22 protein-coding genes are annotated in these 23,987 nt (G+C 75.0%); 8 read left to right on the top strand and 14 right to left on the bottom strand.

Annotated features, from left to right (window positions below; translation table 11 throughout):
* Positions 1-18: 18 nt before the first annotated feature.
* Positions 19-1,308, bottom strand: coding sequence for a LacI family DNA-binding transcriptional regulator (locus tag GSF02_RS04750; protein WP_159793244.1), 1,290 nt, complete (start codon positions 1,306-1,308; stop codon positions 19-21).
* 52 nt (positions 1,309-1,360) lie between these two features.
* Here GSF02_RS04750 and GSF02_RS04745 point away from each other — a divergent pair, with 52 nt between their 5' ends.
* The 4 genes from GSF02_RS04745 to GSF02_RS04730 all read left to right on the top strand — a co-directional run bounded on the left by GSF02_RS04745 (position 1,361) and on the right by GSF02_RS04730 (position 5,222).
* A complete protein-coding gene (locus GSF02_RS04745) occupies positions 1,361-2,695 on the top strand; it encodes an extracellular solute-binding protein (protein ID WP_159793242.1) in 1,335 nt (444 codons plus the stop codon).
* Between the two features lie 52 nt (positions 2,696-2,747).
* Positions 2,748-3,695, top strand: a complete 948-nt coding sequence (locus GSF02_RS04740) for a carbohydrate ABC transporter permease (protein WP_159793240.1) — start codon at positions 2,748-2,750, stop codon at positions 3,693-3,695.
* 1 nt (position 3,696) lies between these two features.
* Positions 3,697-4,656: a carbohydrate ABC transporter permease gene (locus GSF02_RS04735; protein ID WP_201308793.1), complete on the top strand. Its 960-nt coding sequence runs from the start codon at positions 3,697-3,699 to the stop codon at positions 4,654-4,656.
* Positions 4,657-4,769: 113 nt separating this feature from the next.
* Entirely contained in the window at positions 4,770-5,222 is a 453-nt protein-coding gene (locus tag GSF02_RS04730; RefSeq protein ID WP_159793238.1) for an iron chaperone, read from the top strand.
* Positions 5,223-5,298: 76 nt separating this feature from the next.
* On the opposite strand, the gene GSF02_RS04725 is transcribed toward GSF02_RS04730, so the two are convergent.
* Positions 5,299-6,705 (bottom strand): PIN domain-containing protein, encoded by a 1,407-nt coding sequence (locus tag GSF02_RS04725; RefSeq protein ID WP_159793236.1) that lies wholly within the window; start codon positions 6,703-6,705, stop codon positions 5,299-5,301.
* 307 nt (positions 6,706-7,012) lie between these two features.
* Here GSF02_RS04725 and GSF02_RS04720 point away from each other — a divergent pair, with 307 nt between their 5' ends.
* Positions 7,013-8,092 carry a methylenetetrahydrofolate reductase gene (locus GSF02_RS04720; RefSeq protein WP_159793234.1) on the top strand — a complete coding sequence of 360 codons (1,080 nt, stop codon included), beginning with the start codon at positions 7,013-7,015 and terminating at the stop codon, positions 8,090-8,092.
* 172 nt (positions 8,093-8,264) lie between these two features.
* Positions 8,265-8,726, top strand: a complete 462-nt coding sequence (locus tag GSF02_RS04715) for an Hsp20/alpha crystallin family protein (protein ID WP_159793232.1) — start codon at positions 8,265-8,267, stop codon at positions 8,724-8,726.
* Positions 8,727-8,895: 169 nt separating this feature from the next.
* On the opposite strand, the gene GSF02_RS04710 is transcribed toward GSF02_RS04715, so the two are convergent.
* The gene (locus GSF02_RS04710; protein WP_159793230.1) at positions 8,896-9,114 is read right to left on the bottom strand and encodes a hypothetical protein; all 219 of its coding nucleotides are present in this window, start codon (positions 9,112-9,114) and stop codon (positions 8,896-8,898) included.
* Positions 9,115-9,598: 484 nt separating this feature from the next.
* On the opposite strand from GSF02_RS04710, the gene GSF02_RS18535 reads away from it, so the two are divergent.
* Positions 9,599-12,577, top strand: coding sequence for an MFS transporter (locus GSF02_RS18535; protein WP_201308792.1), 2,979 nt, complete (start codon positions 9,599-9,601; stop codon positions 12,575-12,577).
* Here GSF02_RS18535 and GSF02_RS04690 read toward each other — a convergent pair.
* Positions 12,501-13,556: a DMT family transporter gene (locus tag GSF02_RS04690; RefSeq protein ID WP_159793228.1), complete on the bottom strand. Its 1,056-nt coding sequence runs from the start codon at positions 13,554-13,556 to the stop codon at positions 12,501-12,503. The two genes, GSF02_RS18535 and GSF02_RS04690, sit on opposite strands and share 77 nt — an antisense overlap.
* A 37-nt stretch (positions 13,557-13,593) precedes the next feature.
* Between GSF02_RS04690 and GSF02_RS04685 the strand changes: the two genes are divergently transcribed.
* Positions 13,594-14,247 (top strand): TetR/AcrR family transcriptional regulator, encoded by a 654-nt coding sequence (locus GSF02_RS04685; protein WP_235915369.1) that lies wholly within the window; start codon positions 13,594-13,596, stop codon positions 14,245-14,247.
* A 23-nt stretch (positions 14,248-14,270) separates the two neighbouring features.
* Here GSF02_RS04685 and GSF02_RS04680 read toward each other — a convergent pair whose 3' ends face one another.
* The 10 genes from GSF02_RS04680 to gcvP all read right to left on the bottom strand — a co-directional run bounded on the left by GSF02_RS04680 (position 14,271) and on the right by gcvP (position 23,813).
* Complete coding sequence (locus GSF02_RS04680; protein ID WP_159793226.1) at positions 14,271-14,516, bottom strand: DUF2630 family protein; 246 nt, start codon at positions 14,514-14,516, stop codon at positions 14,271-14,273.
* 83 nt (positions 14,517-14,599) lie between these two features.
* The gene (gene ehuA, locus GSF02_RS04675; protein ID WP_328798996.1) at positions 14,600-15,409 is read right to left on the bottom strand and encodes an ectoine/hydroxyectoine ABC transporter ATP-binding protein EhuA; all 810 of its coding nucleotides are present in this window, start codon (positions 15,407-15,409) and stop codon (positions 14,600-14,602) included.
* Entirely contained in the window at positions 15,402-16,046 is a 645-nt protein-coding gene (gene ehuD, locus GSF02_RS04670; RefSeq protein ID WP_159793225.1) for an ectoine/hydroxyectoine ABC transporter permease subunit EhuD, read from the bottom strand. Before ehuD ends, ehuA begins: the two co-directional genes overlap by 8 nt.
* On the bottom strand, positions 16,043-16,771 hold the full coding sequence (gene ehuC / locus GSF02_RS04665) for an ectoine/hydroxyectoine ABC transporter permease subunit EhuC (protein ID WP_159793223.1): 729 nt from the start codon (positions 16,769-16,771) through the stop codon (positions 16,043-16,045). The genes ehuD and ehuC overlap by 4 nt, the downstream gene beginning before the upstream one ends.
* Positions 16,772-16,777: 6 nt before the next feature.
* Positions 16,778-17,785, bottom strand: a complete 1,008-nt coding sequence (gene ehuB, locus GSF02_RS04660) for an ectoine/hydroxyectoine ABC transporter substrate-binding protein EhuB (RefSeq protein WP_235915368.1) — start codon at positions 17,783-17,785, stop codon at positions 16,778-16,780.
* Between the two features lie 196 nt (positions 17,786-17,981).
* Complete coding sequence (locus tag GSF02_RS04655) at positions 17,982-18,440, bottom strand: (deoxy)nucleoside triphosphate pyrophosphohydrolase (RefSeq protein WP_159793221.1); 459 nt, start codon at positions 18,438-18,440, stop codon at positions 17,982-17,984.
* A gap of 262 nt (positions 18,441-18,702) precedes the next feature.
* Positions 18,703-18,948, bottom strand: coding sequence for a helix-turn-helix domain-containing protein (locus tag GSF02_RS04650; RefSeq protein WP_235915367.1), 246 nt, complete (start codon positions 18,946-18,948; stop codon positions 18,703-18,705).
* 220 nt (positions 18,949-19,168) lie between these two features.
* A complete protein-coding gene (gcvH, locus tag GSF02_RS04645; RefSeq protein WP_159793219.1) occupies positions 19,169-19,537 on the bottom strand; it encodes a glycine cleavage system protein GcvH in 369 nt (122 codons plus the stop codon).
* A gap of 47 nt (positions 19,538-19,584) precedes the next feature.
* Positions 19,585-20,781 carry a glycine cleavage system aminomethyltransferase GcvT gene (gene gcvT / locus GSF02_RS04640; RefSeq protein ID WP_159793217.1) on the bottom strand — a complete coding sequence of 399 codons (1,197 nt, stop codon included), beginning with the start codon at positions 20,779-20,781 and terminating at the stop codon, positions 19,585-19,587.
* Positions 20,782-20,840: 59 nt separating this feature from the next.
* Positions 20,841-23,813, bottom strand: a complete 2,973-nt coding sequence (gene gcvP, locus GSF02_RS04635) for an aminomethyl-transferring glycine dehydrogenase (RefSeq protein WP_159793215.1) — start codon at positions 23,811-23,813, stop codon at positions 20,841-20,843.
* Positions 23,814-23,987 lie beyond the last annotated feature (174 nt).

Raw genomic sequence — 23,987 nt, 5'->3', positions numbered from 1 at the left:
GCCCGGGCGCCACGGCGGTCAGCGCTCGACGGCGGTGCTCTCCCGCACCAGCAGGCGGTGGGGCACGACGACGTCGGCGGGCTCCCCGGCGCGGCCCTCGACCTGGTCGACCAGGCTGGCCACCGCCCGCGCGGCGAGGCCGTCGACGTCCGGGGCCACGGTGGTCAGGGTGGGGTTGGCGTAGCGCCCGTCCTCGATGTTGTCCCAGCCCACGACGCCGACGTCGCCCGGCACCCGGACGCCGTTGCGCCGCAGGGCGTGCATCGCCCCGAGCGCGAGCTGGTCGTTGGCGCACAGCAGCCCGTCGACGCCGTCCACGCGGGCCAGCACCGACTCCACCACCCGCGCGCCCTCGGAGCGGGTGTACGCCGCGACCGGCAGCTCCCAGGCCGGGTCCGCCACGAGGCCCTGCGCGCGCAGCTCCTCGCGGTAGCCGCGCAGCCGCAGCACGCCCGAGCGCTCCGGCGCGTCCGGCTCGACGCCGACGAAGGCGATCCGCCGCCGGCCCGTGCTCACGAGGTGGCGCACCGCCTCCCGCGCGGCGCGCACGTTGTCGATGCTCACGTGCTCGGTGCGCACCTGCGCGTGCCCGGCGCCCACCGCGCGCTCCCCCAGCAGCACCATCGGCGTGCGGCCGCGCAGCGCGTCCGCCTCCGACAGGCTCAGCTCGAGCGGGGAGAAGAGGATTCCGTCGATGAGCCGCTCGTCGTAGCCGCGCGCCACGGTCATCTCGGTGGCCCGCTCGCCGCCGGTCTCGTCGATGAGCACGCGGTAGCCGCGTGCCCGGGCGGCGCGGATGGTGGCGTGCGCGAGCCACGAGAAGTACGGGTGGTCGATCTCCGGCACCGCCAGCGCCAGGATGTGGGTGCGGCCGCGGCGCAGCTGGCGCCCCGCGAGGCTCGGCCGGTAGCCGAGCCGCTCGATCGCCTCTTCCACACGCCTGCGGGTGGCCTCGCCGACCCGGCCGGTGCCGTTGACGACGTTCGAGACCGTCTTCCACGACACCCCGGCCTCCGCCGCCACGTCCTTGAGGCCCGGCGCCTTCGGCCGGGGCTGCGCCCCGGTCGCGGACCCCGCCCGCGCCGCGGGCTGCGCCCGGCGGGCGGGCGGCGACCCGGGGGCGGACGATGGGGTGGACGACGCGTCCGGCGTCGTCGGCGCCGCACCGCCCGAAGCCCCGGGCGACTCCGTACCGCTCACCGCTCCACCTCTTCCTCCCCGGCCGGGTTCCGCGCACGCAGGGCGCACGCAGGGCCCGGCCACCCGCCGTCGGTCGTTCCGCTTGACGCGGGCCGGCCGATAGTCCATCTTGGTTCAACGTTAGAACGCAACGTTGCACCACTCCCTACGGAGGTCGACGATGACCTTGCTCACCGGGCCCGGGCCGCAGATGAGCCGCCGGACCCTCCTGCGCAGCGCCCTCGTCGGCGCCGGGGCCGTCGCCCTCGGCGCGACGGCCGGCTGCGCCACCGACGCGGCCGCCGGGGGCCGCACGCAGGTCCGCATCTGGGACCTGTTCTCCGGTGCCGACGGCGAGCGCATGCAGAAGATGCAGGCCGAGGCCATGAAGGCGAACCCCGACGTGGCGATCGAGTCGGTCACCCTCGCGTGGGGCTCGGCGTACTACACCAAGCTGGCCATGGCGTCGTCGGGCGGGCGCCCGCCGGAGGCCGCCGTCACGCACCTGTCGCGCCTGGCCGGCTACGCCCCCGGCGGCCTGCTCGAGCCGTTCGACATGGACGTGCTCGCCGACCTGGGCATCACCCAGGAGAGCTTCGCCCCCGCCGTGTGGGAGCGGGCGTCCTACCAGGGCGAGCTGTACGCGCTGCCGCTGGACACCCATCCCTTCATCACCTTCTACAACCCGCAGGTGGTCGCGGACGCGGGGCTGGCGGGTCCGGACGGGCTGATGCGCTCCCCCGGCTCCGTCGACGAGCTGCTCGCGGCGGGCAAGGCCATGGCCGAGGTCACCGGTGAGACGGGCCTGGCGTACGGCTACGTGCTCGACACAGCCCAGGCCTGGCGGCTGTTCTGGGGCCTGTACGCCCAGACCGGCGCCGGCTACGAGCTCGTGCCCGGGCGCAGCGCCCAGATCGACGAGCAGAAGGCCACCGAGGTCGTCGAGGTGATCCAGGCGATCCTCGACGGCACGGTCGCACCGCGCAGCCAGGACTACCCCGGGGCCATCGCCAGCTTCGTCACCGGCCGCAGCGGCATGATCATCTCCGGCGAGTGGGAGCTGCCCGCCTTCCAGGAGGCGATCCCCGACGTCGGTGGCATGCCGTTCCCGACGATCCTGGGCACCCCGGCCAACTACGCCGACTCCCACGCCTTCGTGCTGCCCCGTCAGGCGCACCCCGACCGGGCACGTCGGGACGCCACGTACCGCGTGCTGGCGCACATCGTGCGCGAGGGCAGCCTCACGTGGGCGGGCGCGGGGCACATCCCGGCCTACCAGCCGGTCCTGTCGGAGCCCGACTACCAGAAGCTGAGCCCGCAGAAGGACTACGCGGCCGCCGGCGAGATCGTGGTGCTCGACCCGCCGGTGTGGTTCGCGGGCGCGGGCGGCGACTTCCAGGCGCGCATGAGCGACGCCATGACCCCTGCCATGCAGGGCCGCGCCGACGCCGCGAGCGCCGTACGGCAGATGCTGCGCGAGATGAACCGGTTCCTGTCCACCCCCAACCCCGCCTGAGCGGGACCGATCCGTCCGACCCGGCATCGCCGGGGAGCGAAGGAGGACGACGATGTCCGTCACGAGCGCCGTCGACGACGTCCGCCCGGCCCGGTCGAGGCCGGCCCGTGGCGCCACGCGCGCCCGGAGCGGCTCCGGCCTGCGGGCGCGGGACCGGTCCGGCTACCTGTTCGTGCTGCCGTTCCTGGTCTTCGCCGGCCTCTTCCTGGCCTGGCCGATCGTCTCGGGGCTGTGGATGAGCCTCACCGACCGCAGCCTGACGGGCTCCGGCGGCGGGTTCATCGGCTTCGCGAACTACGCGGAGGCGTTCACCGACCCGCAGGTGTGGCAGACCCTGTGGCAGACCTTCCTGTTCACGGTGATCTCCACCGTCCCGCTGGTGCTCGTCGGCCTGGTGATGGCGCTGCTCGTGCACACCGGCCTGCCGGGGCAGTGGCTGTGGCGCACGGCGTTCTTCGCGTCCTACCTGCTGCCGGTCGCCGTCGTCACCGCGCTGTTCCTGTGGCTGTTCCAGCCCGACATCGGGCTGTTCAACACCTGGCTCGGCAACCTCGGCCTGGCGCCGGTGGGCTGGCTCTCCGAGGAGGGCGTGGCCATGGTGTCCGTCGCCCTGGTGACGGTGTGGTGGACGGTGGGCTTCAACTTCCTGCTCTACCTCGCGGCCCTCCAGTCGATCCCCGGCACGCTCTACGAGGCCGCGACGATCGACGGCGCCGGCGCCTGGCGCCGGCTGTTCTCCATCACTCTGCCCCAGCTCGGCAACGTCACGGGCGTCGTGCTCGTGCTGCAGGTGCTCGCCTCGCTGAAGGTCTTCGACCAGATCTACCTGCTCACCGCGGGCGGCCCCAACGGCTCCACGCGGTCGATCCTCGAGTACATCTACGACACCGGCTTCACCAACTACCGGCTCGGCTACGCCTCGGCGATCTCCTACGTCTTCTTCGCCGTGATCCTCGTGCTGACCCTCGTGCGGCTGCGGCCGACGCGGAAGGAGAGCTGACATGGCCATCACCGACGTCAACCGGCCCGTCCCCGTCGCCGCGGGCGCCGCGGCGGCCCCCGGCCGGCGCGGCGCGCTGCGGGCCGCGCGCGTCGCCCGGGCGGCGGACGACCGCGCCATGACCCGCCTGACGCTCGGCACGAGCCGCTGGGCCCGCGTGCTGACGATCGTGGTCCTCGTGCTCTTCGCCGCCGCCTGGCTGCTGCCGCTCGCCTGGGGCGTCGCCACCTCGTTCAAGACGGAGACCGACGCGGCGGCCGGCGCCACCTGGCTGCCGGCGTCGGGCTGGACGCTGGACTCCTACGCCGCCGTGCTGGGCCGAGGCGACGTTTTGCGCTGGACGCTCAACACGACGATCGTGGCCGTCGTCGTCACCGCCGTCACGGTGCTGATCTCGGCCATGGCGGCCTATGCGTTCTCGCGCACCCTGTTCCGCGGGCGCAAGGTGCTCATGTCGCTGACGGTGGCCTCGATCCTGGTGCCGCCGCAGATCCTCATCGTGCCGCTCTTCCAGCAGATGCAGTCCTTCGGCCTCGTGGACACGCTCGCGGCGGTGATCTTGCCCCAGGTCGTGGCACCGGTGATGGTGTTCATCCTCAAGCGGTTCTTCGACGCCATCCCGGAGGAGCTGCTGGACGCCGCCCGGATCGACGGCGCCGGGGCGTGGATGCTGTTCTGGCGGATCGTCATGCCGCTGTCGCGCAGCATCCTCGTGGCCGTGGGGATCTTCGTGTTCATCGGCGCGTGGAACAACTTCCTGTGGCCGTTCATCGTCACCAACGACCCGGCCCTGATGACGCTGCCGGTCGGCCTCGCCACCGTGAAGAGCGCGTACGGCGTGCAGTACGCGCAGACCATGGCCTCCGCGATCCTCGGCGCGCTGCCGCTGCTGATCGTCTTCATGATCTTCCAGCGCCGCATCGTCCAGGGCGTGGCCACCACCGGCATGGGCGGCCAGTGAGCCGTCGGGCCGACCGGTCAGGAATCGAGAAGCACCCGCAGGTCGGCGTTCCGTAGCGTCGTGGTCAGGACGCCGCGACGGTCGCGGCCCGAGCGCCCAGGAGGGGGACCAGCATGAGCACGGACACGCAGGCCACGACGTACGAGGGCTTCACCGCCGAGGAGCGGGCCGCGATGAAGGACCGCGCCCGGGAGGCCAAGAAGCGCAGCCGGCGCGCGGGCGCCCCGGACCCCGCCGAGGCCGAGCGCGAGGTGCTCGAGAAGATCGCCTCGTTCCCCGACGCCGACCGGGCGCTGGCCGAGGGCGTGCACGCCGTCGTCATGGCGGCAGTGCCCGAGCTGCGGCCGCGGCTCTGGTACGGGATGCCCGCCTACGCGATCGACGGCGTGATGGTCTGCCACTTCCAGCACGCCGGGAAGTTCAAGGCGCGCTACGCCACGCTCGGCTTCAGCGACCGGGCCAAGCTCGACGACGGCGCCCTCTGGCCGACGTCGTACGCCCTGACGGAGCTGACGCCGGAGGTCGCCGAGCGCATCACCGCGCTGGTGCGCCAGGCGGTGCGCTGACCCCGACGCGGACGCCGGCGCAGACGCCGACGGGCCCGGCCGCTCCTCGCGGCCGGGCCCGTCGGCGTGCGGCGGCTCAGCCCGCGGCGACCAGGTAGTCCTCGGCATCGTCGTCCCACTCGAGCGCGACGGCGCCGGAGGCCGCCGCGGCCTTGCAGAACTGCAGGAACCCGCGGTACCCGAGCGCCTTCTCCGAGAAGTCCGGCCGGCGCTTGCGCAGGCGGTTCTTGAGCCCGGAGAGCGCCACGGGGCCGCCGGCCTCCTCGACCACCGAGCGCACGAGCCGGAACGCCTGGTCGGTGTCGCCCTGCTCGGGCAGGGACACCTCGGGGTCGCCGTTGGCGGGGCCGGGCGCGAGCTCGAGGAACCCGCGGTCGGCGAGGAACCGCACGAACTCGCCGAACGTGCGGAAGCCGTAGTCGGCCTCGCTGAAGGTGGGGTCGCGGCGCAGCAGCGTGCGCTTGAGCATCGACGCGGTGACGGCGCCGCTGGTGGAGGCCTGCAGGTCCGCGAGCGTGCGGGCCACCTGCACCTCCATCGGCACCTCCTCGCCGTCCTCGGCGTGCTCCTCGGTGGGCTCCTCGGCGCCCTCCTGGACCGAGGCCAGCTCGTCGAGCGTCCCGACAGCCGGCTCTGCGCCGGCCGTCGGGGTGGCCGCGGCGGTGGGCTCGGGGGCCGGCTCGACGGCGGGCTCGGGCTCCGCCGACGGCGCGGCCGTCCCCGCGGGCGCCGGGGCCGCCTCGCCGATCGCCTCGGTCACGGCGGCCGCCGCGCGGCCGCGACGCGACGTCGTCGCCTCCTCCGGCGCGGCCTCGGCCTTGGTGCGGCCCCGGCCGCCGCGACGACGGCCCGACGGCGCCTCCTCGGCCGGCTGCTCGGCAGCGGGCGCGGCGGCCGGCTCGGCGGCGGGCTCGGCGGCGGGCGACTCGGCCTTCGCGGGCCGACGGCGGCGGTTGCCCGCACTCGCCGCCCGGGCGGGGCGCGGCGCCTCGTCGGCGTCGGGCACGTCCACGCCCTCGAGGCGGTCGTAGAAGAGGAACTCGTCGCACGCGGGGGGCAGCAGGCGCGACGTCGACTTCTCGACGCCGACGCCGATGACGCGCTTGTTGAGCTCGCGCAGCTTGTGCACGAGCGGCGAGAAGTCCGAGTCGCCGGTGCACATGACGAACGTCGAGATGTAGTCGCGCTCGAAGGCCATCTCGATGGTGTCGACCACCATCTTGATGTCGGCGGCGTTCTTGCGGGAGGCGCCCATGCGCTGAGGCATCTCGATGAGCTCGACCTGGTGGCGCGTCAGGGCGCGGCGGTCCTCGTCGAAGTACGACCAGTCCGCGTACGCGCGGCGCACCACCACCCGGCCGCGCACGGCGAGGGCGTCGGCGATGGGCTTGAAGTCGAACTGCATGCCGCCCAGGTGCTCGCGGGCGCCGAGCGCAAGGTTCTCGTAGTCGATGAAGACGGCCAGGCGCTCTTCGGTGTCCATGCCCGCCACCGTACGTGGTGCGCCGCCGCAGCGCGGCGCACCACGGGCCCGGGGTGGGGCCCGAGGGTGGGCCCGGAGGTGGGCGACGCGCCGGCACCACGCCCCGGGTCCCGTCATCGGGCTCCTTCACCGGGCCCCGCGCCCGGCACCGTCGCGCACCCCGGCGGCAGGCCCTAGGATCGGGCGCACCATCAGGGCGGCCCGGCACTGCCACGGCCGCCGACGACGCCGCAGCGACCCGCCCGACGGAGCGCCCCCGCGCAGCCCGACGGCGACGGCGCTGCGTCCACGTGCGACGGAGTGTCCGATGGCCGACGACGCAGTCCCCGCCCGTCCCGCCCCGCCGCGCCCCGCCGCGACCGAGTCCTCGGCGCAGCCCCCGGCGTCGGACACGGCGCAGGCCGCGCGACGGCGGCCGCCCCGACCCACCCTGTCCTTCGAGCTCATGCCGCCGCGCCGCCCCGAGGTGGCCCCGCGGTTCTGGGAGACGGCGCGCCGGCTGGTCGCGGTGCACCCGGACTTCGTGTCGGTGACGTACGGCGCCGGCGGGGGCGACCGCGCCACCGCCCGCCAGGTGCTGCGGACCCTGCTGGCGGGCACGCCCGTGCTCCCCGTCGCCCACCTGACCTGCGTGGGGGCGTCGCGCGAGGACGTGCGCCAGGTGGTGGCCGACTACCTCGACGCGGGCGTGCGGGCGTTCCTGGCGCTGCGCGGCGACCCGCCGCACGACCAGCCCGACTGGCGCCCCGCGCCCGGCGGGGTCACGAGCAGCGTCGAGCTGGTGCGGCTGCTGCGCGAGGTCGAGGCGGACCGCGCCGCCGCGGACCCCAGCGCCGCGCTGCGCGGGGCCGCGCACCCCCTGTCGATCGCCGTCGCCGCGTTCCCGAACGGCAACCCGGCCGCCGGCACGACCCGCGCCCAGGAGGTGCGCCGGCTGCTGGACAAGGAGCGGGCCGGCGCCTCGTTCGCCATCACCCAGCTGTTCTACGAGGCGTCGTCGTACGTCGAGTTCGTCGCCGACGCGCGCGCCGCGGGCGTGACGATCCCCGTGCTGGCAGGGCTGCTGCCCGCGACCGAGCCGCGCCGGCTGCACCGCGTCCACGAGCTCACCGGCGTCGCGCCGCCGGCGGACCTGCTCGATCGCCTCGAGGCGCTCGAGGACCCGGAGGCGCAGCACGTGTACGGGGTGGCGCGGTCGGCGGAGGTGGCGCAGGCGGTGCTCGACGCCGGGGCGCCCGGCCTGCACGTCTACACGTTCAACAAGCACCGCCCGGCGCTGGACCTGCTGTCCGGCGTCGGGCTGGTCGACCCCGTGCTCGCCGGGCGGGCGTCGGCCGGCGAGGCGGCCGCCGTCGAGCCGCTGGCGGCGACCGTCACGGAGCCCTGAGGACGGCGCCCGGAGGACGCCTCCGAACCACTTGGCACTCTCCGGTCGAGAGTGCTAATACAGAGACGTAGCCAACCGGTCCCTGGCGGGTTCGGCACCGGGCCGAGCCACCGCCCGGGGCCGGGTGCACCGGGGCCGCAGGGCGCGGCCCTCGACGAGGAGGTGATGCGCGATGGCTACGTACTGGGACCCGTTCGCCGAGATGGACCGCCTCTTCTCGCAGGTGGCGATGGGCAACCGCAGCGCCCCGGCCATGCCGATGGACCTCTTCCGCGAGGGGGACCACTTCGTGCTGGCCGTCGACCTGCCGGGGGTGGACCCGGGGACCATCGACGTCTCGTGCGAGGACCGCACGCTGACGATCCGCGCCGAGCGCACGGCCCGCAGCGGCGAGGGCCAGTGGCTCGTCCGGGAGCGCCCGACGGGCACGTTCGCCCGTCAGCTCACGCTGGGCCGCGGGCTGGCGCTCGACCGCATCGAGGCCGCGTACGCCGACGGCGTGCTCTCGCTCACCATCCCTGTCGCGGACGAGGCGAAGCCGCGGCGGATCGAGGTCGCCCACACGTCGCGGCAGTCGTCGATCGAGGCCGGCGAGGCGAGCGGCCAGCAGGACCGCCAGGTCACGGCCGGCTGAGCCGACCGGACGGCCCCCGGCACGGACCGGGCCCAGACCGAGGCACGGACCGAGGCACGGACCGAGGCAGGGACCGAGGCACGGCCCCCACAGCGCGACGAGGGCCCGCGGCACGATGCCGCGGGCCCTCGTCCTGCCTCGACGCCGGGACGCAGCCCGGCCCCGGTCGTCAGCGCTCGGTGGCTCCGCGCATGGGCAGCCCGAACGCCAGGGCGATCACGAGGATGCCGGCGGCGAACAGCGCCCAGGAGTAGTCACGGTTGCCGGACGCACCGGCGCCGATCAGCACGAGGCCGCCGAGGAACAGCACGAAGACGGCCACCACGCGGGCGACGAGGGCCGCGGTCGGCTCCTGCCTCTCCCGCCGGGCCACGTGGAAATCGCTCATGGGGCCAAACCTACGGCCGCCGCGGCCCACGCACCAAAGGCAGGGGCTCCGGAGACTGGGCACGTCGTGCGCACCGTGCCCGCACGCGCCCAGCACGCGCCCAGCACGAGGCCCGCACGACGCGCGCACGAGAGCCGGGGAGGCGTGTGCGACGTCACCGCCCACGGCCTTGGAATCACGTGCTCGAGGCTCGTAAGATCGGTGGGTCAAATCGTTTCGATGACCTCGCGCCGACAGGCGCTCATCGAAGCAGGGCGCCCCCGCCGCGACGGCCCCGTCCGTCCCGGCACCGCCGCGCCGCCGAGCTCGCCGAGCCGCCCCCGAACCACCGGCCTCCGTGTCCCTGGACCAGATCCCTGGATCAGCGAGGCCCCGCCGTGCCCGCGCACGGCCCTCGGGCGCGCTCCACGGCCTGGCGCAGCGTCACCCTCGAGCGCCCTGACGCCGTCCGCTCCACCTCGACCTCGCGAGTCTGCGCTCCTTCATGCCTGTCGTCACGCCCCGCCCCCACCGTCCTCGTCTGCGCCGCCCCGCCGGCCGCGCCTGGCTGCGCCTGCACCGCGGCGTCCGCCCCACCCACCGCCCCGGCCCCGCGCCGGCGGCGCACGACCCCGAGGTCCTGCGCGCCCGCTGGTCGCTCATGGGCATGTTCGCCGTCTTCGGCATCATCACCTCCAGCTGGCTGGGCCGGCTGCCGTCGGTCCGCGAGGGCCTCGGGGTCGACGCCGGCCAGCTCGGGATGCTCCTGGTCATCGGCGCCGGCGGCTCGCTCCTGGGCATCTCCCTCACCGGCACCGCGATCCTGCGCTTCGGCAGCCGCGCCACCCTCCGGATCGGCATGGTCGGCCCGCTCGTGGGCTTCCTGCTCGTGGGCCTCGGCGTGGCCGTCGGCTCCGTGCCGGTCTTCTCGCTGGGCGTGCTGCTCAACGGCCTCACCGGGCCCGCCACCAACGTGTCGGTGAACCTCGAGGCCACGCGCGTGGAGCGCCGCCTGGGCAAGGCCGTGCTGCCGCACATGCACGCCGCGCTCTCGGTCGGTGCCGCCGTCGGCAGCGCCCTGGCCGCCGTCACCTCGGTGCTCGCGGTACCCGTCGCCCTGCACATCGCCGGCGTCGCCGTGCTCGTCACCGCGGCGCGGCTGGTGCTGATCACGCCGGGCACCGCGCTGCAGGACGCGCCCACCCGCTCCGGCGGCGCGGCCACCACCGGCGGCTCCCGCCGCCGCAGCATGGGGGCCGCCCTCGCGCCGTGGACCGAGCGCCGGACCGTGCTCATCGGCCTCGTGCTGCTGGCCGCGTCGCTGTCCGAGGGTGCCGCCGCCAACTGGCTCAACCTCGCGGTCGTGGACGGGTTCGCCGTCCCCGAGGCGCTCGGCGCCGTCGCCTACGGCACGTTCGTGCTGGCCATGGTGACCGTGCGCCTCGCCGGCGCCACGCTCATCTCGCGCCTGGGCCGCGTCGCCGTGCTGCGCGCCTCCGGCGTGTCCGCCCTGGTGGGCCTGCTCGCCTTCGGCCTGAGCCCCAGCATCGTGACCGCCTGGATCGGCATCGCGCTGTGGGGCATGGGCGCGGCGCTGGCCTACCCCGTGGGCACCGCGGCCGCCGCCGACGACCCCACCAAGGCCGCCGCGCGCGTGGCGGTCGTCGGGTCGTTCGGCTCCATCGCGTCGCTGTCCGCCCCGCCGGTGCTCGGCCTGCTCGCCGACGCCTGGGGCACGCGCCACGCCCTGCTCGTGATCACCGCCGCCGTGGTGCTGAGCCTCGCCGTGGCCGGCGCCGCGCGCCCCGGGCGCCGCGAGGCCCCGGCGTCCGACGGCGCGACGTCCGACGGCGCGACGACGGTGGACGCCCCGGCGTCCGACGGCGCGACGTCCGACGGCGCGACGACGGCGCGACGTCCGACGGCGCGACGACGGTGGACGGCGCGTCGGGCACCGACGGCGCCGCCGACCTGGCCGCGGCCGCGGAGGCCACCGTCGAGGTGGGCGGCACCGAGGTGCTCTCCGAGGTGCCCGTCGACCTCGCCGAGGCCGACGCCGCCCGGCCCGAGCGCGCGGAGCTCGCCGGCGCCCGGCCCGAGCGCGCGGAGCTCGCCGGCGCCCGGCACTGACGCCGCTCCCGGGCGGCCCGCCCCCGGGCACCCAGGCGAACGCCCCGACCGCTCCGTGCGGTCGGAGCGTTCGTCGTCAGCAGACGAGGCGCGGCCGGGTCGAGGACCGGGGCCCTCAGCCCGGTCAGACGGCGCCGGCCGGCACCCCGGCGGCGGCCCCGGCGCGCGGGATCTGCTCGACCGACGTGTACACCGGCAGCCCGCGCCGTCGGGCGATCGCGACGTCGTTGTCCGCGCCGCGCGACTCGCCCGGCAGGCGCAGCACGGCGTCGCAGTGCTCCAGCAGCCGCTCGGCCGTCGGGTAGAGCACCTGCTCGGCGCGCGGGTCCGTGGGGCCGGACGCGCCCATGCTGGACAGCACCGGGAGCGCCACCCACTCGCCGATCATGGGCACGTGACCGCGCTCGAAGACCGGCCACGCGGCCTCCTCGAGGCGGCGGAGGTTGGCGGCCATCGCGGCGGGGTCGCCGTTCGTGCCGGACTGGTAGGGGCCTGCGATCAGGATCATCATGGGCTTCATGTTTTACACGCTAGTACGCATGAACGTGCAACACTAGGGATTAATGTGAATATCACCCTGGAGAGGTGGAGATCGATGCTGCCGGCACAACGACGGGACGAGCTGCTGCGGGTGCTGCGCACCGAGGGACGCGTGGTGGCCAAGGACTTCGCGGCCCGGCACGGGCTGTCCGAGGACTCCGTGCGCCGCGACCTGCGCGAGATGGCGGCCGCGGGCCTGTGCCAGCGCGTCTACGGCGGTGCGCTGCCCGTCTCCCCCGCCGTCGTCGACTACGCCGGTCGGCAGGGCGTGGCCGTGGAGAACAAGGACCGGGTCGCGCGGCGCGCGGCCGCGCTGGTGCGCCCGGGCAGCACGGCGATCCTCGACGGCGGGACGACGGCACTGGCGGTGGCCCGCGCCCTGCCCGCCGACCTCGACGCCACGATCGTCACGCACAGCCCCACCGTGGCAGCGGCCCTGGCGGAGCACCCCACGGTGGAGGTGCTCGTGCTGGGCGGCCGCCTGTTCAAGCACTCGGTGGTGACCTCGGGCTCCCTGCTCGCGGAGGCCGCCGCCGGGATCTGGGCCGACGTCTTCCTGCTCGGCGTCACCGGCGTGCACCCCGAGGCGGGCCTGACCACGGGCGACGCCGAGGAGGCGGCCACGAAGCGCACGCTCGCGGGCCGCGCGGGCGACACCTACGTGCTCGCGAGCGCCGAGAAGATCGGCGCCGCGTCGGCGTTCCGGGTGCTGCCGCTCGCCGAGGTCACCGGGATCGTCACCGACGTGCCGCTCGAGGACCCCGCCGCCCGAGCGCTGCTCGAGGCCGGCGCGCCGCTGCTCGCCGCCGACTGAGGCCGTCCCGGTCGCGCCCCGGCCTGTCGCCCCGGACCCCGTCGCCCCGAACCCCGCCGTCCCGGACAGTGTCGTCCCGGGCGACCAGCGCGCAGGCGCCGAGCGCGAGCGCCAGGCCCACCACGGTCAGCGCGGTGACGGGCTCGGCGAACATCGCGGCACCCCAGGCCGTGGTCACCGCCGGGACCAGGAACATCAGCCCGTCGACAGTGGTGACCCCGACCCGCCGCAGCAGCACCCAGCACAGGCCGTACCCACCGAAGGTGGACAGGACCACGAGCCAGGCGACGGCTACCCAGAACGACGCGGCGCGCGGGGGTGCCGCCGTGCCGGTGGCCAGCGCCAGGCCGGCGAAGACCGCTGCCGAGGTGGCGCAGTGGACCGCGAGGGCGCGCAGGGGCGGCGTGGCGCTCGGGGCCCGGCGCTCGAGGAACGTGGCCGCCACGAGGGACAGCATCCCGGCGAACGGCACGACGTACCCCCACCAGGGCGCGCCGCCGGCCGGCGCCGTGGCGTCGGCCCACGTCACCGCCGCGACGCCCACGAGGCCGACGGCGAGGCCCGCCCACTGCCGGCCGGTGACGGCGACGCCGAGCAGCGGCCCGGCGAGCGCCGCGACGGCCAGCGGCTGGATGCCGTCGACGAGCGCCGTCGTCCCGGTGCTGACCCCCAGCTCGATGGCGCCGTAGACGCTCAGCAGGTACCCGGTCTGCGACAGCACGCCGATCACGACGTCCCGCGCCAGGGCGCGGCCGCCGGCGCCCGCCCGCCCCGCGCCGCGTCCGCGCACGACCAGCGCCGGCAGGAGCAGCAGGGCAAGGGGGACGAACCGCCACATGAGCACGGTGGTCACGGGCGCGTCGCCGGCGCCGAGCTTCGCCCCCACGAACCCGGACGACCAGCAGACGACGAAGAGCGCCGCGAGCGCCGCCGTCGCCCAGCCGGCGGGACCCCGGGGTATACCGATCGGTGTACGCATGCTCGTCACGGTATACCGGTCGGTGTAGCGTTGCCGTGTGAGCGTGGACCAGGGCACGGACCAGGGCACCGGTCGAGGCACCGACCAGGGCGCAGACCGGATGGCGGCCGCGGACGCCCGCGCCGGCACGGCGGCCGTCGGGTGGACCCCCAAGGCGCGGGCGGTGCTCGCGGCGGCGTCGGAGCTCTTCTACGCCCAGGGCATCCACGCCGTGGGCGTCGAGGCGATCGCCGAGCGCGCCGGCGTCACGAAGAAGACGCTGTACGACCGCTTCGGGTCCAAGGAGCGCCTCGTCGTGGAGTACCTGCGCGAGCGCGACCGGCAGTGGCGGGGCGTCCTCGACCCGCTGCTGGCCGCTGCCGGCCCGGACCCGCGGGCCCGGCTGGCGGCGGTCTTCGCCGCCTCGGCGGACTGGGCCGCCGACCGAGGGCGCCGGGGCTGCGGCATGATCAACGCCCACGCCGAGATCAGCGACCCGGACCACCCCGCCTACGCGGTGATCGTGGGGCAGAAGCGCTGGATGCTCGACCTGTTCACCGGCATCGCCCGCGACGCGGGGGCGCCGGACGACCTGGCGCGCGACCTGCTCATGCTGCACGAGGGGGCGCTCGTCATGGCGGGCATGGGGGTGGTCCCGGACGCGTTCGAGCGCGCCCGGGACTCCGCCCTCGGCCTGCTGCCGCCGCGCTGACCGCGCTGGCGGAGCGCGAGGGGTCAGTTGCGGTAGTTCTCCACCGTGTCGGCCGGGCGCACCTGCTCGTCGTCGGGGTTGCGCCCGAACTCGCGGGCCGCGTCACGGCGCCGCAGCAGGTCCCAGCACTGGTCCAGCTCCACCTGGATCGCCTTGAGCAGGTCGCGCCCCTCCCCCTCGGGATGGCCGCTGAGCTGCTCGCGCAGCTGCTTCTCCTGCTCGACCAGCTGGTTGATGAGCTCGCGGATGTTGCCGTCGGTCGTCGCCATGCACCCACGCTAGGCCGCCCCGCGCGGAGCCGCCCGGCGACGTCGACGGCCCCGGTCGCCCACGCCACCGGGCGGGACCGCGGTCAGCCGAGCACCGCCTTGAGGAAGGCCTGCGTGCGCACGTGCGTCGGGGCGGTGAACATCGTCTCCGGGTCGGCCTCCTCGACGATGCGGCCGCGGTCGAACATCAGCACGCGGTGCGACACGTCGCGCGCGAACTGCATCTCGTGCGTGACGATGAGCATGGTCAGGTCGGTGGTCTCGGCGAGCGTGCGCAGCACCTCCAGCACGTCCACCACGAGCTCGGGATCGAGGGCCGAGGTGACCTCGTCCAGCAGCAGGATCTCCGGGTCCATCGCGAGCGCCCGGGCGATCGCCACGCGCTGCTGCTGCCCGCCGGACAGGGCGGTGGGGCGCGCGTCGCGCTTGTCCGCCATGCCGACCTGCTCGAGCAGCCGGTCGGCGCGCGCCACGGCCTCCTCGCGCGCCAGGCCGAGGGCGTGGACCGGCGCCTCGATGATGTTGCCGAGCACCGTCATGTTCGGGAACAGGTTGAACTGCTGGAACACCATGCCGACGCGGCGGCGCACCCGGCGGCGGCGCTTCTCCGGGATCGGCACCCGGCGGCCGTCGCGCACCTCGTGGGTGTACGGCTCGCCGTCGACGTACAGGAACCCGCCGTCGGCCTCCTCGAGCGTCATGAGCAGGCGCAGGATCGTCGTCTTGCCGGAGCCGGAGGGCCCGATGAGGGCCACCCGCTCCCCCTTGGCGACGGCGAAGCTCAGCCCGTCGAGCACCGTGGTGGCGCCGAAGCGCTTGACGACGTCGACGAGCTCGATGGCCGGTGCGCCGGTGGGGTCACCGGCCGGCGTGGGGGCGTGCGGCTCAGGCAAGGCGGTTCTCCATCCTGCGCACCAGCAGCGAGGTCGGGTAGCTCACGGCCAGGAAGATCAGCCCCACCATGGTCAGGGCCTCGGTGTAGTCGAAGGTCGCGGCGCCGTACTGCTGCGCAGCGGTGAACATCTCGACGACGGAGATGGAGAACAGGTACGGCGTCTCCTTGAACATCGAGATCGCGTAGTTGCCCAGGCCGGGCAGCGTGTTGCGGACCGCCTGCGGCAGCACGACGGCCCGCCACACCCGCGCGCGGGGCAGGTCGAGCGCCGTGGCGGCCTCCCACTGCCCGCGCGGCACCGCCTCGATCCCGGCGCGGTACACCTCGGACAGGTACGTGGCGTAGTGGACGCCCAGCACGGTGCAGCCGATGACGAGCGCCGGCACCGACGGCAGCATGAGATAGACGAACACGAGCTGGACCAGCAGCGGCGTGGAGCGCACCAGCTCGACGAACAGGCCGACCGGCACGGTCAGCCAGCGGCCGGCCGAGCGCCGCACCAGGGCGATGACCAGCCCGAGGACCGCGGCGATCACCATGCCGACGACCGTCGCGACCAGCGTGACGCGGAACCCCTCGAGGATCGGGGGCAGCGCCGCCGCTGCCTGCTCCCAGCTCCACAGCCCGCCGGTCATGCAGCACCCGCCCCCACCGACGTGGGCACCGGCGCCAGCCGCACGACCTCCCGCAGGGTCGGCCCCGCCCCCACGCGGCGCTTGGCGCGCACCTCGAGGGCGTTCATGCCGAGGGTGAGCACGTAGGCCAGGGCGAAGTAGACGAGCAGGCCGACGGCGTAGCTGAAGAACGTGTCGCGCGTGGCGATCCGCAGCTGCCCGATCTCGTAGTTCACGTCGTGCAGCAGGATGTACGTGGCCAGGGCGGAGCCCTTGAGCAGCTGGATGAGCAGGTTGGTCAGCAGCGGGATCATCAGGGCCCACGCCTGGGGCAGGATCACCCGGCGCACCCGGTGCACCGGGCCCAGGCTGAGCGCCTTGGTCGCCTCCCACTGCCCCACCGGGACGGCGTTGAGCGACCCGCGCACCACCTCGGAGCCGTACGCGCCGTAGTTGAGGCCGAGGGCGACGATGCCCACGGCCATCGACTCCAGCCGGAAGCCGAACACGGGCAGCACGTAGAACAGCCAGAACAGCTGCACCACCAGCGACGTGCCGCGGAAGAACTCGACCACGACGCGGGTGGGGGTGCGCAGCCACAGCGAGCGGGCGCGCGCGGCGAGGCCCAGCGCCACCGCGAGCACGAACGCGAGCGCCGCGCCGCCCAGCGTGAGCTGCAGCGTGACCACGACCCCCTCGCCGAGCCGGGGCAGCGCGTCGACGAGGGACTGCAGGTTGTCGGGCACGGCGCGTCAGGGGGACGGCGACGCGCCGGAGGGCGAGCCCGCACCGGACGGCGACCCCGCGCCGGCGGACTGCCCGACGTCGAGCTCCGGACCGAGCTCGGTCGCCAGCTGCTCCAGGTCGCCGGAGCACAGCGCCTCGGTGGTCAGCCCCTCGACCGGCCGCTCGGCCTCGGTGAACCCGTACGGGCCCATGATCTCGAGGTATCGCTGCTCGTCGCCCACGATCGCGGCGAGCTTCTCGTCGTACGCGTCGCGCAGGTCGGTGTCCTCGCTGCGGAACACCGTGCCGCCGGCGCCGATCTGAGGCACGCCGTCGATGACCGCGACGAACGAGGGGGTCACCTCGACCGACGCGTCGGTGGCCTTGGCGAGGCTGTTGAGCGAGACGCCGGTGAGCGCCAGGGCGTCGGCGCGACCGGCGACGACGGCGTCGAGGCCGTCCTGCGGGGTGGCGACCTCGAGGTTCTCGATGCCGAGCTGCTCGGCGTACGAGGTCTCGATGGCGCCGCTGACCGTCGCGAGCGTGATCCCGGCGTCCGCCGCCGACTGCATGTCGGTCAGGTGGTCCGGGTTGCCCTGCGGCACCAGGAACGCCGTGGTGTACATGAACTCGGGCTCGCTGAAGATGGCCTGCTCGCACCGCTCCGGCAGGATCGACATGCCGGCGCTCACGGCGTCGAACCGGTGGGCGTTGAGGCCGGGGATGAGGGACTGGAACTCGGTGCTGACCCCGTCGAGGTCGTCGATGCCGAGCTCGCCGAAGATCTTGCGGTGGAGGTCGACGATGGCGCCGGTGAGCTCGCCGTCCTCCTCGTAGCTGTAGGGCGCCTCGCCGGCGAAGCCGACGGTGATGGACCCGGCGTCCTGGAGGCGTTGCAGCGTCGAACCGCTCGCCTGCGCCGTTCCCTCGCCCCCGGAGGCGCCCCCGGTGCGGGTGCACCCCGCGAGGACGGCGAGGAGGAGGACGGCGAGGGCTGCGAGCGTGCGACGACGGGGGGTGGTCCTGGGCAGCACGAGGCTCTCCCTCCGTGGCCCGCGTCGGCGCGGGACCCGGGGCCGACGAGGCGTCGGCTCCTTCCGACCGTAACCCCGGCCACCGCCCGTGCGACACCCGCACCGGGTGGGCCGTCCGGCCTCGGCCCGCGCGGTGAGGCCCTGCAGCGAGGCCCTGCAGCGAGGCCCTGCAGCGAGGCCCTGTCGGCGCGGGCGCTCAGCCGGCGAGGCGGTCCGCGAGCTCCTCGACGATCCGCACGTCACCGTCGAGCCAGTCGACGGTGAAGAGCGCGTCCCGGTCCAGCCAGCGCAGCTCGTCGTGCTCGACCAGCGGGGCCGGCTCGCCGTCGGCCAGGGCCGCGAACCACAGCCGCATGACGTGCCGCTCGGTGATGATCCAGCCGCCCGCGTCAGGGCCCGGGACCTCGTGCGCGAGGTCGACGGTCACGCCGAGCTCCTCGCGCAGCTCGCGGTGCAGCGCCTCCTCGGGCGTCTCGCCGGGGTCCACCTTGCCGCCGGGGAACTCCCAGCGACCGGCGATCGCGGCGGGGCGGCTGCGCCGGGCGGCGAGCAGGCGGCGTGGCGCCGCGACGTCGTCCACGATCGCCGCCGCGACCACGAGCCGGCGGCCGGCGGACGACGTGGCGCTCAGGGCGGGGGCGGACGGCTCGGCCATGCGCCGAGTGTTTCACCCGGGCGCCGCACGCGCGGTGCGGCCGCGGCGGCGCGTCCCGCCGCAGGGCCTCGGGACCGGTGGTCGTGCGCCGTGGCGGCGGTGTCCGTCCGAGGTGTCCGGGAGAGGTGCCGGGAGGTGTCCGGGAGAGGTGCCGGGGTGTCGGGCCGCGGCGTCCGACGACGGCGTCGTGCGCCGGACGCCGCGGCGGGGTGTCCTGCCGGGCCGTCCGCTCGAGGCGGCCCGCCGGTCGGTGGGCTGCCCGTCAGCTGGTCGCGCTGAGGCCCGCGCGGCGCGCCCACGCCACCGCGTCAGCGCGGGTGGAGACGCCGAGCTTGCGGTAGACGCTCCGGACCTGCGACTTGACGGTGTTCCGCGTGACGAAGAGGCGGTTCGCGATCTGCTCGAGCGTGACGTCCTCGGCGAGGTTCGCGAGCACCACGCGCTCACGGCGGGTCAGGGGGGCAGCGGCCATCGCGGGTGCCGGGCGGTCCATCTCGACGAGGGTCATGGCTTCCTCCTGTGCAGCCGGCCGGCAACAGGGGTGCCGGCTCTACCACTAGAGAGGTGCTGGGGCCGCGATCATGACGCGGTTGCGTCGACTTTTTCACCCGACTCCACGACGTGACGTCACCCACTCAGCGAAGGTGCAGGTCAGCGCGCTCTCAGACAACGAGGCGCCGGGATCCCGGAACGGGTCCCGGCGCCTCGTGGACGTCCGCTCGCGGGCGTCAGCCGGCGAAGGCCGCGTAGCCCTCGGCGTCGAGCAGCTCGCCCGTGCCGGTCACCTCGACCTTGAACAGCCAGCCGGCGCCGAACGGGTCGGAGTTCACGAGCGCCGGGTCGTCCACGGCCGTCTGGTTGACCTCGACCACCGTGCCGGACACCGGCGAGTACAGCTCGGAGACGGACTTGGTGGACTCGATCTCGCCCACGACGGCACCCGCCTCGATCGTGGTGCCCACCTCGGGCAGCTCGAGGTAGACGACGTCGCCCAGCGCGTCGGCGGCCACGGACGTGACGCCCACGACGGCCGGGGTGGAGTCGTCGACCCACTCGTGCTCGCGGGAGTACTGCAGGTTGGCGGGGAAGTCGGCCATGGAGGCTCCTCGGTCGGTGCGGGTGCGGGTAGGTGCTGGCAGGTGGGTCAGCCGCGCCGGTAGAACGGCAGCGGCACGACGACGAACGGCTCGGCGCGGCCGCGCACGTCGACGGCGAGCTCGGTGCCCTCGGCGGAGAGCTCCGGCGTCACGTAGGCCATCGCGATCGGGTGGCCCAGCGTGGGCGACGGCGCGCCCGAGGTCACGATGCCGACCGGGGTCCCCGGGGCGCCGTCCGCGCCCGGGAGCACGACGGGGTACCCGGCGCGCGCGGGACGGCGGCCGGTGCCGCGCAGGCCCACGAGCACGCGCGCCGGCTCGCTGGCCCGGCGCGCGGCCAGGGCCGCCCTGCCGACGAAGTCGACGGGCTCCCCCGCGGCGTCGGTCTTGTCGAGCCGCACGACGCGGCCCAGGCCCGCCTCGTAGGGCGTCGTGGTCGTGTCGAGCTCGTGCCCGTACAGCGGCATGCCCGCCTCGAGGCGCAGCGAGTCGCGCGCGGAGAGACCGGCCGGGATCATGCCGTGGGCCTCGCCGGCGGCGAACGCCGCCCGCCACAGCGCGACGGCGTCCTCGGCCGCGACGAACAGCTCGAACCCGTCCTCGCCGGTGTAGCCGGTGCGGGCGGCGAGGGCCCGCACGCCGGCGACGGTGACGACCGCCGAGGTGTAGTAGCGCAGCGCGCGGACCGCCTCGACGTCGCCGGGCGCGACGAGCGAGGCGACGATCTCCTCGGCGCGCGGGCCCTGCACCGCCACCAGCGCCGCCTCGGCGCTGCGGTCGGCCACGACCGTGTCGAAGCCCGCCGCACGCTCGCGCAGCTCGCGGGCGACGAGCTCGGCGTTGCCCGCGTTCGCCACGACCAGGAACCGCTCGTCGGCGAGCCGGTAGACGATGAGGTCGTCGAGCACGGAGCCGTCCTCGGCGCAGATCATCGAGTACTTGGCACGCCCCACCGCGATCGCCGTCGCGCTGCCCACCAGCGCGTGGTCGAGCGCGGCCGCGGCGCCCGGGCCGGCGAGCTCGATCTCGCCCATGTGGGACAGGTCGAACAGCCCGGCCGCCTCCCGCACCGCGCGGTGCTCCGCGAGGTCGGAGGTGTAGCGCAGCGGCATGAGCCACCCGCCGAACCCGGTCATGGTGGCGCCGAGGGCGAGGTGCTCCTCGTGCAGCGGCGTCGTCCGGTCCGTCGTGGGGGCGGTCGCGGGGTCGGCCGTGGTGGGGTCGGCGGTCACGTCCTCGGTCATCGAGGCTCCTTCCGAGAGCGGGGCGGGGCGCGGCGTGGGGACGGCGTGGGGGGCGTCGGTCAGGCGTACGACTCGACCGGCGGGCAGGCGCACACCAGGTTGCGGTCGCCCTGCGCGCCGTCGATGCGGCGCACCGGCGACCAGTACTTCGCCGCGCGCAGGCTCGGGACCGGGAAGGCGGCCAGCTCGCGCGGGTACGGGTGGTCCCAGGCGTCGGTGGTCACGGCCGCCGCGGTGTGCGGCGCCTGCCGCAGCGGCGAGTCGGCCACCGCCCACTCCCCCGCCGCGACGCGGTCGATCTCGCCCTTGATCGCGATCATCGCGTCGACGAAGCGGTCGAGTTCGGCCAGGTCCTCGCTCTCGGTGGGCTCCACCATCAGGGTGCCGGCCACGGGGAACGAGAGCGTCGGTGCGTGGAAGCCGTAGTCGATGAGCCGCTTGGCCACGTCCTCCGCCGTGACGCCGGTGGCCGCGGTCACGGGGCGCAGGTCGAGGATGCACTCGTGCGCCACCAGGCCGTTCGGGCCGGTGTACAGCGTCGGGAAGTGCTCGCGCAGGCGCGACGCCACGTAGTTGGCCACCAGCACGGCAGTCTTGGTCGCCTCGGTGAGGCCGTCCGGGCCCATGAGGGCGACGTAGGCGTACGAGATCGGCAGGATGCCCGCCGAGCCGTGCGGCGCCGCGCTCACCGGGGCGGTGCCGACGCCGGCCGCACCGGCGCCCGCACCGGCGTCCGGGGTCGGGTCACCGGGCAGGAACGGCACCAGGTGCGCGGCCACCGCGACCGGGCCGACGCCCGGCCCGCCGCCGCCGTGCGGGATGCAGAACGTCTTGTGCAGGTTCAGGTGCGAGACGTCGCCGCCCAGCTCGCCCGGGCGGGCCAGCCCGACGAGCGCGTTGAGGTTCGCGCCGTCGATGTACACCTGACCACCGGCCTCGTGTACGAGGTCGCAGACCTCGCGGACGTGCTCCTCGTAGACGCCGTGCGTCGAGGGGTAGGTGATCATGATCGCCGCGACCTGCGGGCCGTGGTCGGCCAGCTTGGCGCGCAGGTCCGCGAGCTCGATCGAGCCGTCGTCGGCGGTCGCCACGACCACCACGCGCATGCCGGCCAACGCTGCCGACGCCGCGTTGGTGCCGTGGGCGGACGCCGGGATGAGGACGATGTCACGGTGCGCCTCGCCGCGCGCCCGGTGGTAGCCCCGGATCGCGAGCAGGCCGGCGAACTCGCCCTGCGAGCCCGCGTTCGGCTGCACGGACACCGCCGCGTAGCCCGTGATCTCCGCGAGCTGCGCCTCCAGCGTCGAGACCAGCTCGGCGTAGCCGCGGGCCTGGTCGGCCGGCACGTACGGGTGCAGGTCCGCGAACTGCGGCCAGCTGATGGCCTCCATCTCCGCGGTCGCGTTGAGCTTCATCGTGCAGGAGCCGAGCGGGATCATCGTGCGGTCCAGCGCCAGGTCCTTGTCCGCGAGGCGGCGCAGGTAGCGCAGCATCGAGGTCTCGGAGCGGTGCTGTTGGAAGATCGGGTGCTCGAGGAACGCCGTGGTGCGGCGGACGGACAGCGGGAGCGTGGCGTCGAGCGCAGCGCCGACGGGGGGCGCGGACGGGGACTGCGCACCCTCCTGCACCGGCTCGGCGCCGAAGGCGGCCAGGACCGCCGCGACGTCCTGCTCGGTGGTGGTCTCGTCGCAGGCGATCTGTACATGGTCGGCATCGGCCTTGTACAGGTTGTAGCCCGCGTCGGCGGCGGCCGCGACGACGGCTGCCGCGCGGCCCGGCACCACGGCCCGGACCGTGTCGAAGAAGACGTCGTGGGCCACCGCGACGCCCGCCGCCCGCAGGCCCGCGGCCACCGCGGCGGCGCGCGCGTGGACCCGCCGCGCGATCGCCGTCAGGCCGTCGGGCCCGTGGTAGACGGCGTACATCGACGCGACGATCGCGAGCAGCGCCTGGGCGGTGCAGATGTTCGACGTGGCCTTCTCGCGGCGGATGTGCTGCTCGCGCGTCGCCAGCGCGAGCCGGTACGCCGGGGCGCCGTCCGCGTCGACGGACACGCCCACGAGGCGGCCGGGCAGCTGACGCTCGAGGCCCTTGCGCACCGCCATGTACGCGGCGTGCGGGCCGCCGTAGAACAGCGGGACGCCGAAGCGCTGCGCCGAGCCCACGGCGACGTCGGCGCCGAGCTCGCCGGGGGAGACGAGCAGGGTCAGGGCCAGCAGGTCGGTGGCCATGGTGACCAGCGCCCCGCGCTCCTTGGCCTCGGCGACCACGCCGCGCGCGTCGAGCACGCGCCCGGACGCGCCGGTCTGCTGCAGCACGACGCCGACGAGGTCGCCCTCGGGCAGCGGGCCGTCCGCGGCGGCGGCCTCGAGCCCGGCGGCGAGGCCGCCGTCGAGCGACGTGACGACCACCGGCAGGCCGATCGCCTCGGCACGCCCGCGCGTCACGGCGAGCGTCTGCGGGAACAGCTCGGCGTCGAGCACCACGTAGCCGCTCCTGGCCCGCGACGCACGCCACATGAGCGCGACGGCCTCGGCCACGGCGGTGGCCTCGTCGAGCAGCGAGGCACCGGCGATCTCCAGGCCGGTCAGGTCCTCGACGGCCTGCTGGAAGTTGAGCAGCGCCTCGAGGCGGCCCTGGGAGATCTCCGGCTGGTACGGCGTGTACGCCGTGTACCAGGCGGGGGACTCGAGCACGTTGCGGCGGATCACCGGCGGCGTGTGCGTGCCGTAGTAGCCCAGGCCGATCATCTGGCGCTTGACCTGGTTCTTCGCGGCGATCGCGCGCAGGTGGTCGAGCACCTCGGCCTCGGTGCGGGCGGCCGGCAGGTCCAGCGGGCGGGCGGTGCGGATGGCGGCCGGGACGGCGGCGTCGACCAGCGCGTCGAGCGAGTCGTACCCGAGCTCGTCGAGCATCGTGCGCACCTCGCGCCCGCGCGGCCCCAGGTGGCGCGCGGCGAACACGTCGGGGTCGTACGGCGCCGACGTCGACGCGGGGGAGTGGACGGTCGTGCTGCTCGCTGCGCTGTTCACAGGAGGGCTCCGGTCGGTGAGGGCCGCGGACGGCGGGGACGACTGCTGTCCCTCCCCGCTCTGTCATCGGACCCCTGCCCGGCCCGTGGCCGCGGGGTCGACCTGAGAGTTTGGCCGGTCCGCCTGTGTGCCGTCCCTCAGCGTCGTGGCTGGTGGGCGGTGACGGGGCGCGCC

Origin of the sequence: Puerhibacterium puerhi, from assembly GCF_009846865.1 — a bacterium.
GTDB lineage: Bacteria > Actinomycetota > Actinomycetes > Actinomycetales > Cellulomonadaceae > Puerhibacterium > Puerhibacterium puerhi.
This window is presented reverse-complemented; position numbering and strand designations above follow the sequence as displayed.